At 27.6% G+C, this 13,440-nt stretch carries 14 protein-coding genes; all 14 read right to left on the reverse strand.

Features of this window, described 5'->3' with window-relative positions; translation table 11 throughout:
* The 14 genes from WFJ11_RS06570 to WFJ11_RS06635 all read right to left on the reverse strand — a co-directional run bounded on the left by WFJ11_RS06570 (position 1) and on the right by WFJ11_RS06635 (position 13,426).
* Complete coding sequence (locus WFJ11_RS06570; protein ID WP_313961187.1) at positions 1-591, reverse strand: hypothetical protein; 591 nt, start codon at positions 589-591, stop codon at positions 1-3.
* A complete protein-coding gene (locus WFJ11_RS06575) occupies positions 591-1,472 on the reverse strand; it encodes a DMT family transporter (protein ID WP_313961188.1) in 882 nt (293 codons plus the stop codon). The genes WFJ11_RS06570 and WFJ11_RS06575 overlap by 1 nt, the downstream gene beginning before the upstream one ends.
* A gap of 33 nt (positions 1,473-1,505) precedes the next feature.
* Positions 1,506-1,970 carry an 8-oxo-dGTP diphosphatase gene (locus tag WFJ11_RS06580; protein WP_009354402.1) on the reverse strand — a complete coding sequence of 155 codons (465 nt, stop codon included), beginning with the start codon at positions 1,968-1,970 and terminating at the stop codon, positions 1,506-1,508.
* Positions 1,971-2,180: 210 nt separating this feature from the next.
* On the reverse strand, positions 2,181-3,356 hold the full coding sequence (locus tag WFJ11_RS06585) for a D-alanyl-D-alanine carboxypeptidase family protein (protein WP_338817256.1): 1,176 nt from the start codon (positions 3,354-3,356) through the stop codon (positions 2,181-2,183).
* Between the two features lie 9 nt (positions 3,357-3,365).
* Positions 3,366-4,631, reverse strand: a complete 1,266-nt coding sequence (gene serS / locus WFJ11_RS06590) for a serine--tRNA ligase (protein WP_338817257.1) — start codon at positions 4,629-4,631, stop codon at positions 3,366-3,368.
* Between the two features lie 2 nt (positions 4,632-4,633).
* The gene (locus tag WFJ11_RS06595; protein ID WP_009355015.1) at positions 4,634-5,818 is read right to left on the reverse strand and encodes an AI-2E family transporter; all 1,185 of its coding nucleotides are present in this window, start codon (positions 5,816-5,818) and stop codon (positions 4,634-4,636) included.
* A gap of 9 nt (positions 5,819-5,827) precedes the next feature.
* Positions 5,828-6,808 carry an ATP-binding protein gene (locus WFJ11_RS06600; RefSeq protein ID WP_313961191.1) on the reverse strand — a complete coding sequence of 327 codons (981 nt, stop codon included), beginning with the start codon at positions 6,806-6,808 and terminating at the stop codon, positions 5,828-5,830.
* 2 nt (positions 6,809-6,810) lie between these two features.
* Positions 6,811-7,566: a DnaD domain-containing protein gene (locus tag WFJ11_RS06605; RefSeq protein ID WP_313961192.1), complete on the reverse strand. Its 756-nt coding sequence runs from the start codon at positions 7,564-7,566 to the stop codon at positions 6,811-6,813.
* A complete protein-coding gene (locus tag WFJ11_RS06610; protein WP_338817258.1) occupies positions 7,550-8,161 on the reverse strand; it encodes a GNAT family N-acetyltransferase in 612 nt (203 codons plus the stop codon). The genes WFJ11_RS06605 and WFJ11_RS06610 overlap by 17 nt, the downstream gene beginning before the upstream one ends.
* On the reverse strand, positions 8,154-9,482 hold the full coding sequence (dnaB, locus tag WFJ11_RS06615; protein WP_009354899.1) for a replicative DNA helicase: 1,329 nt from the start codon (positions 9,480-9,482) through the stop codon (positions 8,154-8,156). The genes WFJ11_RS06610 and dnaB overlap by 8 nt, the downstream gene beginning before the upstream one ends.
* Positions 9,483-9,485: 3 nt before the next feature.
* Positions 9,486-9,932 carry a 50S ribosomal protein L9 gene (gene rplI / locus WFJ11_RS06620; RefSeq protein ID WP_338817259.1) on the reverse strand — a complete coding sequence of 149 codons (447 nt, stop codon included), beginning with the start codon at positions 9,930-9,932 and terminating at the stop codon, positions 9,486-9,488.
* The gene (locus WFJ11_RS06625) at positions 9,913-11,910 is read right to left on the reverse strand and encodes a DHH family phosphoesterase (protein ID WP_338817260.1); all 1,998 of its coding nucleotides are present in this window, start codon (positions 11,908-11,910) and stop codon (positions 9,913-9,915) included. The genes rplI and WFJ11_RS06625 overlap by 20 nt, the downstream gene beginning before the upstream one ends.
* Positions 11,895-12,752: a hypothetical protein gene (locus WFJ11_RS06630; RefSeq protein WP_338817261.1), complete on the reverse strand. Its 858-nt coding sequence runs from the start codon at positions 12,750-12,752 to the stop codon at positions 11,895-11,897. The genes WFJ11_RS06625 and WFJ11_RS06630 overlap by 16 nt, the downstream gene beginning before the upstream one ends.
* A gap of 218 nt (positions 12,753-12,970) precedes the next feature.
* Entirely contained in the window at positions 12,971-13,426 is a 456-nt protein-coding gene (locus tag WFJ11_RS06635) for a GNAT family N-acetyltransferase (protein WP_293440409.1), read from the reverse strand.
* Positions 13,427-13,440: the final 14 nt, after the last annotated feature.

Here is a 13,440-nt window from a genome sequence, read left to right on the forward strand (position 1 = left end):
TTATCTTGTAATTAGCTTATTGCTATCGGTAATATTTTTATATTTTAGTGAATATTTTTCAAAAAGACCATTTACAAAAGCCTCTCTAAGTTCGTGATATACAGAAACTTCCATATCAAATTCATTAAAATATTGTTTGTGAATATCATTATATAGTACGAATTCCAATTCGTTTTCTTCTTCTCTAATTACAGAAATTGAAACATCACAAGGAAGTCCGTCAAGTAAAGTATCCATTAGCAATTCATAAGCATCTTGTAAGGTTGAAATTTCATATTCTGGAAAACTTGTTCCATATTCAAAAGCAACTTTTTTAATTTCTTCAAGAGAAACTCCCTTATCTAAAAGTTTTTTTACAACATAAGCAAATCTTATTTCAACATTTGAAACCGCTGTATGTAACCAACCATGAATATTACTTTGATCGATTACTTCTTCTAAGTCTTCAGAAATCAAAGCAGGAAATAGACTTTCTACTTCGTCTCTCTCTTCTTTATTCAAAAATTTTTCTTCAACTGCAAAAGTTAATTTTTGTGCAATTAAAATCTTATCATACATCCAAAAATGTATTGGTGCTAAAAATGCGCTCATTATTTTTTTCTCCTTCTCAAATCATTGTTTATAGATAATAGCAACACAGCTAAAACTATCAATCCACAACCTATAACTTTAAAAATAGTCATAGATTCGTTAAGAAAGATTATACCCAAAATTACACTTGTTATCGGTTCAAATGTACATAAAATGGAAGCAGTTGTAGCTCCACAATATTTAACCCCTAGTTGCAAAAAAGCATTCCCAAAAATTGAAGTTAAAAATGAAATTAAGATTGTAAGTCCCCAAGCCATTGGTGTAAGTGCAAAAGTAAGTTGTCCACTAAACTTTCCAAGGGCAAAAAGACCTACGATATTAAATAAACTGATATATAAGGTGCATTTAAAAGGATCCATATGTTTAAAACCACTTTTATCCAAATATACCAAGAATAAACTATATGTTACACCTGATAAAGCAGCTAAAAATATTCCTATTGCACTTCCTCCAGTAACTTCATCAACCAACAATACAATACCTATCATTGAAAAAACAAGTGCTGACATCTTCTTTAAAGTAACTTTTTCTTTAAAAAATAAAATACAAATAAAATAAACAACGCAAGGATAGATAAAATGTATAGTCGTTGCCATTCCTACAGAAATATAATTATAGGAACCATAAAGTGCTGTTGTGGTAATTCCTATACCTAAAAATGAAAGCACAATAAAATGAAGAAATTCTCTTTTAGTAATCTTCATAGGAGTTTGATTTTTTCGCATCCCTGCATATAAAAATGGCAATCCAAGCAAAGCTCTTAAGAAGGTAAGGGTAATTGCATTGTTCCCTCCGTCATAAGTAAGTTTTGCAAGTATTGGTGTAAAACCAAAAACAAATGCAGAAATAATTGTAAAAATAATGCCTTTAATAAAATTCATAACTACCTCCTAACTTTATAATATTTACTTTCTCTAAAAAAATATTTCAGATACAATTTCGTCATTTTGACCCCATTTTACCATCAATTCCGTATAATCATCATTTAAATATAAATCAAAAATTTTATCTATACAATAGCTCTTTCCATCAGCATTTTTAAACTCTTCTATTCCCATCCAAAAGAGTTTTCCTTCAACATTGTTTTCGATTAATTCTCCTGAAAAATCTTCTGTATAGTATAAAAAACCTAATTCTCTTACATCATTAATTTCGTCAATCCAACTGACAGTTCCCTTTAATTTAAGATTTTTTACATTTAATCCCGTCTCTTCAAAAACTTCTCTTACACATGAATCATATAGAACTTCACCTTTTTCAACATGTCCACCAACAAAAGTAAGACCTTCCCAACCATGTTTTTTTACTTTATCTAAAATTAAAATTTTATCATTATCTCTATCATAAATCATACACATATTTACTAAAACTGTTTTCATAAATCCTCCAATAATAATATGGTACAAAATCACCACTTTATTATTATATCATTTAATACAGTAAACATACAATAGATAACTTTATCGAGATAATAAAAAGTTCAAAATTAATTAATAATTAAGAATAATAACAAAAATTTAATTTAGACATTATTGCAAGATTTTGCACAAAAAAAATCCGACTTTAAAGTCGGATTTGTCTTAAAATTTTTATGGTAAAATTGTTTCTACTACTTCAAAAACTGTTTTGAATAATCTTCCAACTCTTTTAACCATACCTGCTTTTGAATAGTCTTCTTTAGCAACTAAATCAACTGTTGCAACTACTTCTTTAGAATTTTTAATTTTTATTTCTCCAACCTTATCACCTTTTTTCAATGGAAGTTTAACATCTCCTACATTTACTTCAGTTTCGTAGTTTATGCCTTTCATTGATACTCTTTCAAGATCTTCTTTAGCTACTAACTCGATATAACCTTGATTTGCTGATTTTACTTCAACTTTTTTTACAAATTTTTCAGCGTCCACAAGTTTTCTAGTTTCTATATTTTGTTTTGCAAAATTTAGCATATCTTTCATATATTGAGCTCTATCAGCTTTTGTTTTTGCTCCCATTAATACAGAAATTATTCTAAATTCAGATTCACCCTTTGTGATTTTCATAGTAGAAACTAAACAATATCCAGCTTCATCAGTATGTCCTGTTTTTAAACCATCTACACCTTCAACTTGTCCAACTAGAGGAATAGTACTTTCTTTTTTAAAGTTTCTTGCTGGTTGTTCTAAAACAGTAGTCTTAGCATATTCTAAAACTTCAGGATATTTTTCAATTATAGTTTTTGCTAAAGTAAAAATATCTCTTGTTGACATTTTATTATCTTGTCCGTTTTTTGTAAGACCAGAAGCATTTGTAAAAGTAGAATTTTCAAGACCAAGTTCCTTTGCCTTTTCATTCATCATTGTTACGAATTTACTTTCAGTTTCTCCAACAGCTTCAGATAATGCAACCGCTGAGTCATTTCCTGAGACAATCATTAATCCATCAAGTAAATCTTTAATAGTGATTTCTTCGCCTGCTTTTAAATTCAAACTAGATCCTTCTTCAGCACTTGCAGTTGTAGATATTTTAACTTTATCTTCTAATTTAAGTTTTCCTTCAGCGATTTTTTCTTTAACTAAATAAAAAGTCATAAGTTTAGAAATACTCGCTACTGGTAAGGCTTCATCAACATTTTCCGCAACAAATAAAGCTCCTGATTTTGCATCTCCAATTAAGGATGCAGTAGTTTTATTTTCAATTCCAAATATTGCATAGGACTTAGCTGTCCCTACAAAGCAAATCGAAAAAATTAATATTAAACTTAGTAGTGTTTTTTTTAATTTCATAATACTCACCTATTTTCTTATCTCATCCAAACCCATATATTTTCTTAAAACATGTGGAATTTCTACACTTCCGTCTTCTCTTTGATAATTTTCCAAAACAGCTGCAAAAGTTCTTCCCACAGCTAATCCTGAGCCATTCAAAGTATGAACAAATTTAACTTTTCCATCTGTATCTCTATATCTAATATTAGCACGTCTAGCTTGAAAATCTTCAAAATTTGAGCAAGAAGAAATTTCTACATATCTTCCATAACTTGGCATCCAAACTTCTATATCATAAGTCTTTGCACTTGTAAAACCAATATCTCCAGTGCATAAACAAACCACTCTGTATGGAATTTCTAAGAGCTTTAGAATTTCTTCGGCATCATTTGTAAGTTTTTCCAATTCATCATAACTATTTTCAGGATTTACAAATTTAACCATTTCAACTTTATCAAATTGGTGATTTCTGATTAAACCCCTTGTATCTCTACCTGCTGAGCCCGCTTCTTGTCTAAAACAATAAGTAAAAGCTGTATAGTAAGTTGGAAGTTTTTCAAACTCTAAAATTTCATTTGATAAAAGATTTGTAACAGGAACTTCAGCAGTTGGTGCTAAGAACATATCCTTTGAAGGAACATGGAACATATCATCTTCAAACTTTGGTAATTGTCCTGTTCCATACATTGAATTTCTGTTAATCAAAACAGGAACTCCAACTTCTTCATAACCTTGTTCACTGTGTAAATCAAGCATAAAATTTATTAGTGCTCTTTCAAGTTTTGCACCCAAACCTTTAAATACTGAAAATCTTGATCCAGATATTTTAACTGCTCTTTCAAAATCCAAAATATCTAAATCTACACCCAAATCCCAATGAGCTTTAACTTCAAAATCAAATTTTTTAGGTTCTAAAAATTTTCTAATTTCAACATTATCTTCATCACTTTTTCCAATTGGAATTTCTTTATTTGGTGTGTTTGGAATACTCATAAGTTCTTTTCTAATTTCTTCGTCCAAATCTTTAACTTTAACATCAAGTTCTTTAATTTCATCAGAAAGTGCTTTCATTTCCTTGAAAAGTTCAGAAACATCTACTCCCTCTTTTTTCAATTTTGGAACTTGTTTTGAAACTTCATTTTGTCTTGCTTTTTTATTTTCAACTTCAAAAATTATTTCTCTTCTCTTTTCATCAAGTTCAAGAACCTTATCAATATTGTAATTTCCAAAACGAGAATTCAAGCTTTCGATAATTTCTTCTTTATTAGTTCTTATTCTCTTTATATCTAACATAATTAAACCTCTTTCTTTTCAAACTCTTCCGCAGGATTTTTTATAGAGTATCCTTTTTTAATCAACCTAGCTTCTATATATTCCTTTAATGTTGTATAAATTACAACAAAAACTGGTACGGAAAGTAAAAATCCTAAAACTCCAAATAAACTTCCCCCAAGTACCAATGCAAATATAACCCAAAACGAGCTTATTCCTAAACTCTTTCCTGATACTCTTGGTGATATTACATTCGCATCTATCATCGACACAATTACTACAATTACCATAAACCATAAAACTGTATTGAAAGTCGATGTAAAAAGTAATACGATAACTATTGGTACAGCTCCAAGATAACAACCAAACCATGGAATTAAGTTTGTAAAACCAAGTATAAATGCAAATAATAAAGCATAATCAATCTTCATAAATAATAAAATTATGTAAAAAGATATACCAACTATTATTGCTCCAATACCCTTTGCTAAAAGATAAGACCTTAAAGTATAATCAAATCTCTTAACAATCTTAAAAGTTGCCCTGTTTGTTCTTTCAGGAAAAACTGCTATCATAAATTTTTTCAAAATTCTTGAAAAGTTTTCTTTATCATATAATAGATAGCCTGATATTATTATAGCTAAAATTATATTTAAAAACAAGGATATAACTCTAGTTGCAAAAGTTGCAACCCAAGAAATCATATTTGTCAAAAATGTTGTTGAAAAAGCTGCGAACTCTGTCAATTTACCATTGATAAAAGTCCTAATTTCTGAACTTATCTCAATATTTTGTAACATATATTTTGCCTTTTCCACACCCATATCTATAAAAGCTGGAGTTCTTTCAACAAAAAGCGTTATATTAGAATAAAATTGTGGGATAATATATTTTAAAAGTAGAATTATAAAAGCAAAAAATACAAAATAAGTTATAATCATTGCGAACATTCTAACATATTTAGCTTTTAATTTCTTAAAAATTTCAATTTTCAAAATATATTTTTCAAAAAACTTTACAAAAAAGTTTAGAACATATGCTATTGCTCCACCTATTATAAATGGCATCAAAATATATTTTATATTAGAAGTATATGAAATTATGGATTTCATATTAGAAAATATAAAATAACAAAGTATTGAAATAGCAAATATTAAAACTCCGGTTATAACATTTACTGTATTCTTTTGTTCCCAGTTAAATCTCATAACTACCTCCTATAATTTTATATTCTTACCAATTTTATCTCTTAAGTCAAAAGGTGGAAAAACAAAGAATTTAAAATTTCCCCTAATTCTACTTGCCACTCTTGAATCGTAGTATTCTGCTAAGTCATATTCTAAAAGATTTGATGTTATTACTGTATTCAAGCCATTTTCAAATCTATAATCTAAAAGCGAACTCAAAAAACTATTATTATTTTTATTAGTAATTTCATTTCCAAGGTCATCAATCACTAAGAAATCAACATTTCTTATAAAATCAATTCTATCCTGTAATTCCTTTTTGTCTCTATAAAAACTGTAACTGTAATTAGACATGAGCTCAAAAAATTCAGTTGCAGTAACAAAACAAGCTCTCTTACCCTTATCCAACATATAGTTTACCATTGCCGATGCGAAATAAGTCTTTCCAGCACCACTTTTACCATAAAAGAAAATTCCATAATCTTTTATTGTAAAATTATCACAGTATTCTTTTGAAAAAGAAATTAATTTTTCTATATATTCTCTGGAATTTACAAGCCTATTTGCATGCTCAAAATTGCCTTCAAAGAGAGAAAAATCAAAATTAGAAAAATTTTGCTCTCTTTTCTTGCTTGAAAAGCCACTTTCTAAAACTCTATCCTCAACTAAGTCATTCATTATACAGCTACAGACAGAGCCATTATAATATCCTGTATCTTTACATTTTTCACAGCAATAGAATTTATTTAGATAATCTTTTGAGAAGCCATTTTTCAAGAGTAATTCATTGATATTTTTTTCTAGTATATCAAATTCTTTTCTTTCTTCTATACAATCAATATTAGCTAGTGTTGACTTCATAATTTTTGTGGCTAAATCATTTCTCTTCGATATTAAATTTTCAATATTGTCAATGGAAGAATAGACTTTTTTTTGTCTTTTTTCTTTTATTTTCTCTCTTAATAAAGGTCTTTTACTAAGACTTTTTAAAACTAATTCATCTAAATTCATAATTAATACCTATCGAGTAATTCTGTTGTATCCGAATTCTTATTTTCTTTAAGTTTTTCTCTTTTCTCTTCTTCTGTTAAAATATCTTCTTTTTCGATATATTTTTTAGTGTTTTTACTGTATCTCTTAATTTTATTTTTATCTTTATTTTCAAGGAAATACTTCAAATCTTCTACAGTTGAAATATTATTATCTCTCTTCCAAGCTCTTAGAATTCCAATAACATATTTTACAGACATACTCTTTCCCATGTTATTAGCATATTCATAAGCCTTATAAACTAAATCCATACCATGACCAGTTTCTTCAATATGTGAAATGATTTCAGTTATTTCGTGAGGCTTTAAACTTAAACCTGTAAGTTTTTCAATTTTATTGAAATATTCTTTATTATCAATCATTGGTTTTTCTTTTTCTTTTTCTACATTGTCGTCATAGACTCCACCTGCATAAAGAGCAAAATTGTTTACAAATTCAATCTTTTCTACATTTCCTTTTTTATCCAAAGTATAATCTAAAAGTTGATTATTTTTCCAATATTTTAAAGAATTCATAACTTGAACTTCGGAAAATCTAAGTTCTTCTGCTATACATTTTATAGACAATTCGCTTTTATATGATCCAAAAAGTCTTTTATATAAAAACAAATAAACCTTTAAGGAAATTTCATCAACTATTGGCAAGTAGTTATCCAAAAACATATTCTCAATAGGAGTTACTCCGGGTTGAATTATTGACTTTTTAAAACTTATTTCCACTCCTATCCCACCTTTCTAAAAATTTTAATCTATCTAATTTCATAGTGAAAATTTTTGAATAAATTATATTATTTTTTTCTTCAAAATATTCCTTAGTTTCTTCATATCTCTTTAATTTTTGCATTTTTTGAACTTCAAAATCTCCAAGAAATTCACTTATTTTTTCAAAGCCAATTTTTTCATATAAATGTATTGCTCTTTGATTAAAAGCATTTACATTTAGCCAAATAGAATATTTATCAAAATTTTCAAAATAGTATTCTAAAAACAGTCTAAGAGATTTAAATCCATATCCTTTAGAGCAATATCTTTCATCAAAAGACAAAGAAAGCTCATAATTACTGTTTAAAAAACTAATTTTACTTATAGAAATATATCCTATCATAGTATCTTGTAAAAAAATAGCAAAATAATTGTTCTTTTTCGATTTTATTTTCTTTTCCCATTTTTTAATTTCTGATTCAGTCAAAAAACAGAGATTATAATCAGTTAGCAATATATCCTCATAAGGAGAGAAATTTTTGAAACCTTGAATATTGTTCTTTTCAAATTTTTTAATCTTAATGTCATCATCTTCAATTAAAAAATTATTCATTGAAAAGCTCCTTATCTCTATCAGTTTGTAAATCCAAAAATCTTGAGTACTCTTTAATAAAGTTAAGTTTAATACTTCCAATTTCACCATTTCTATGCTTTGCTATAATCAATTCAATTTCATTTTGTACTTCTTCTTCTTTTTCTTTATCTTGATAATCTTCTCTGTTAAGTAAAATTACAACGTCAGCATCTTGTTCGATTGCCCCTGATTCTCTTAAATCACTAAGTTTCGGCTTTCTACCACTTTTTTCACTATCACGAGATAACTGACTCAATGCTAGAATAGGAACGTCCAATTCCTTTGCTAATGCTTTTAAATTTCTTGAAATAGTAGAAATTTCTTGTTGTCTATTTTCATTTCTTCCCTCAGAAGTCATAAGTTGTAAATAGTCTATCATAATAAAGTCAAGACCGCTATCAGCTTTAAGTCTTCTACATTTACTTCTTAGTTCAGTTATAGAAATTCCTGCAGTGTCATCCATATAAATAGATTTCCCAGCTATAATAGAGCTCGCTTCAAAGACATCTTCCCATTCAGTTATATCTCCACTCATAAATTGTTTTGAATTTACAAGAGAAAGAGAACTTAACATTCTTTGAGCTAATTGTGTTTTACTCATTTCCAAAGAAAAAATTGCTACTTTATAATCCTTTAGGGCAGCATTTAAAGCTATATTTCCTGCCAATGCTGTCTTCCCTACAGATGGTCTTGCTGCAAGTAAAATTAAGTCTTTTTTTTGCATTCCAAGTAATATCCTGTCCAAGTCTGCGAATCCTGTAGGAACGCCGGTCAAAGAACCTTTTATTTTACTTCTTTCATCAAGTAGTTCAATAACCTCTTTTAGAGTATCTTTTATATGAGTAAGTCCTGTTCTACTTTCATTTTGTGACAATTCAAAAATTTGACCTTCAATTGACTCTAAAACTTTGTCATAATCTTCATTTTTATATGCTCTATCTTTTATACTATCAAGAATAAAAAGTAGATTTCTAGTATCTGATTTATCCTTTACAATCTTACAATAATTTTCTATATTTGAAGGAAAAGCAACAGCATTTACAATTTCAACAACTCCAACAATTCCATTATTTGATTCTGTATCAAAACCCATTGCTTCCATTTTATTGATTACTGTAATTGGATCTACATTTGTATTTTCTCTTGATAATTCCAAGATTGCACTAAATATATCTCTATGCCAACCTAAATAAAAATCTTTTCTCTTTAATTTTTCAAAAACAAACTCTCTTTTATTTGGCTCTGTAATCATTATCGACAAGACGCATTTTTCAGCTTCTAAGTCGTAAATATTATGCATAAATTACTCCTTTTCAATAGAAACCTTAACAGTTGCAACTATTTCAGGATAAACTCTAACTGGAACTGTCAAAGTGCAAAGTGATTTAATATTTTCCTTTAATTCTATTTTTCTTTTGTCAATTTCAATTTTATGTTGTTTTTTCAAGGCATCACTAATATCTTGAGAAGTTATTGAACCGAAAAGCTTATCTCCACTTCCTGTTTTAGTCTTTATAACTACTTCCAATTTTTCTAAAACATCTTTTAATTCTTTTGCATTTTTTATGTTTTCAGCTTCTATTCTCTTTAATTCAGCTTGTTCTTTTTCCCAGATTTCAAGATTTTCTTTTGTGGCTTCTTTAGCTAAGCCATTAGGAATCAAAAAGTTCCTAGCATATCCTGTCTTAGCATTAACAAGCTCACCAGCTTTCCCAAAACTCTTTACATCTTTAATCAAAATTACTTTCATCTATATCTTCCTCCAATAAATACTCATCTATCGCTTTCTTTAATTTTTCAATTGCTTCGTCCATTGAACAATCAAGTCTAGCACCAGCAGAAGTATAATGTCCACCTCCACCAAGTTTTTCTAAAATTAATTGAACAGAAATTTTTCCTAAACTTCTTCCACTTATATGAATTTGTCCAGAAACAATAGTTAAAACGAAACTACATTCAATGTCTAAAACTCCAAGCAAATCATCCGCTGCCTCTGCCGCAATTAGCATTGACTCTTCAATTTCTTCTGGAAATACACCAATACAGATATAATTTCTATATGATATTGCATTGGATAAAACATTTGATTTTAATTTTATAGTATTAAAATTATCCTTGAACAAATGTTTTACAGCGATACTATCCGCTCCAAATCTCTTCAAATAGGATGCCATTTCAAAAGTTCTTACTCCAGTTTGGTAATAGAAATTTTTAGTATCGACTACAATTCCTGCAAGCAGTGATTCTGCAATTACTTTATCCAAATCAATTTTTTCAAACATATAGTAAATTATTTCAGTTACAAGTTCACAAGCTGATGATGCATAAGGTTCAAGATATGTTAACATAGGATTTTCAACAAAATCTTTTCCAATTCTATGATGATCAATAACTACAATTTTTGAAGTTACATCTAATAGGTATGGAGCTTCTGTTGAAACAGTCCTTGAATTGTCAACCAGTATAACTAAACTTGTATCCTTACATATATCATATGCTTTTTCTGGAGAAATCATCATTTCTACATAGCTAGGTTCAGTATTACTAATCCTATCATAAATATTTCTAATTGTAACAGGAACATCCTCTAAAACCATATAACAATCTTTTTTCAACTCTTTACAAATTCCCATAACACCAAGAGCAGCCCCAAAACAGTCCATATCAGGATTCTTATGTCCCATTACAAAAACTTCTGAAGATTCTCTAATTATATTTTCAAGTGCTTGGGAAATAACTCTTGCCTTTACTTTATTTCTTTCAACACCTTTATTATTTTTTCCACCATAAAATTCTAAATCTTCTCCATTTTTAAAGACAACTTGAGCTCCACCACGTCCTAAAGCCATGTCAAGAGCGGTTTGAGCTTCCTTATATCTTTCAAAAGGATTATTTCCACCAAGACCAATACCAATACTTAAAGTGGGTTTTATATTACCTGTAATTTCTAGTTCTCTTAATGTTTCTATTATACTGAATCTATCGTTTCTAATTTTTTCTAAAATAGAATTACTTGAAATAACTATATATTTCCCAGAATCATATTTTCTTACAATTGCTCCTAGATTTGAAAAATAACTTATAATAAGTTTATCCATTTCAGCAGTCAACAATGTCTTAAAATCTTCATTTGTGTTATTACGAACATCTTCGTAATTATCTATATAGATTAAAATAGAATTTAAAGTATCATCTTCATATTGCTTTTGCAATTTTGAAAATTCTAAATTATCTATTAGATAAATTATTACATTAACCTCTCCATTGTCCTCGTCTTTTACAACATTATAGTAAACTAAGTAATCAAATTTTTCTGTTTTCCAATTAACCTTTCCTGATACAGTTTTTAAAACTTCGGAAATATTAAAACTTGAAATTTTAGAATTAATATCTATTCCAATAACATCTTTTCCTGAAAAAAGCACTGAAAACTCTGGACTATACCATTTAACTCTACCTTTGTTGTTAAGAACAGCAATAGGAAATGGCATTTTGTAAACTACTTCACTTGCAATATTATCCAAGGAATCTCTATGCTTCTTCATATCTTCATCATATTCTAGATTTTTATTCTTTACATAGTATAAAACTAAAATAAATGAAATAAAAGTTAATATAAAAGATACAATCCCAAATATAAATTGAAAATAAAGAACAAAAGCTGAGATTAAAACCATAAATAAAAATAAAATATAAAAATCTGATAATTTAACTATTTTCTTTCCCATTTCATACCTCTCTTAATTGAACTATAAATTCCATATATGAAATAACCTAAATACACAATAGCAAAAAATATTGAAATAATACTAATAGAATTTGCTAAAATAGCACTATATTTCGATTTTAAAAACACATTAAATTTTATAAATCCTTGAACTATCATAATTTCTATAAACATTAGCATTAAATTATACGTAATCAAAAAAACTTTATAGTATTTTTCAATTCCAAAAATACTAGCAAAAAAGATTGCTAATGAAACACATATACCAAATAATGGAAATTTAGAAGAATATATCATAATCATATCATCCGAATCTCTATTTAATTTATAAATCTTTTTAGATAAAAATGAATACCCTAAAGAGCAAAAAACAAAAGAAATCCCAAATGAAATTGCAGGGTAAATTGTCTTCATGGTTTCAACAAAAGCTTCTACACTTCCTATTCTTAAAATTTCTTTGTAATCCTTAAAATTATCTAATAATTCTGCCATTGTCTTTAAAAATGCCTCATAAGCATTTGAGTTTAATTCTAAAAGCATAAAATCACTTACTAGAAGCATTGCCATAGCAATTGCGCTTCCAAACATAATTTTATAGCCGTCTACACCTTTATCCATTCCTTTTATAAATATGAAAGAAATAATTACAGGAATGAGCGCAGTGAAATTTCCTAAAATCATAATAGATAATATTGAATACATTCCAGCCGATAAGATATACATCCTTAGATTTGATTTTTTATATAAAATTACCATTGGAACAAAACTTAATAAATTTAAGATAGGAAACAAAACCATTCCTATAGCCAAAAAATAATATAAAAATACTTTTTTATCTTGCATTTTAAACCTCTATTTCATAAACTAACTTTAATAAATTTTCATTTATTAATTCTCTATAACACATATTTTTTAAAATAATATAGTCTTTATACAAATGCATAAAGTTACTAATATTATACCATATTTCCGATTATAAATAAATGCGTTGAAAATTTAATTTTGACAAAGAAAAACAGCAAATCTTTTGAATTGCTGTTAAAAAAGTTTCACGATAAAATTTATCTATATTTTTTCATTATATACTTAAGTTTTGGCGTTTCAATAACTTCATCAATTTCAAATCCAAGTTTAGTATAAAGATTTTTTGCATTTTTATTAGAATCGAAAACATTTAAAGAAATACTTTTTATATTTTCATCTTTAAAAATCAAATCTATAAAACTCCTTATTGCCTCTTTTCCAAAACCCATTCCTTGCTTTTTAGGATTTATTATAATTCTACCAATATGTATATTATCTTTTTCAATTCTTATTTGCTGAATCATTCCTAAAAATTCATCTTCATTGAATATGGAAAACACATTTTCCATTTCTTTAATTTTATCATAAGTCAAAGGATATGAAATTTTTAGTCCCATCCATTGTTCTTGAAAAGCCTCTCCTCTTTCATTTGACCATTCACATAATAGTGTGGCATTTTCTTTTCTTAATCCTCTTTCAAATCTAATAACCATATAAAACCTCAATT

It is taken from the genome of Parvimonas micra, assembly GCF_037482165.1.
Taxonomy (GTDB): domain Bacteria; phylum Bacillota; class Clostridia; order Tissierellales; family Peptoniphilaceae; genus Parvimonas.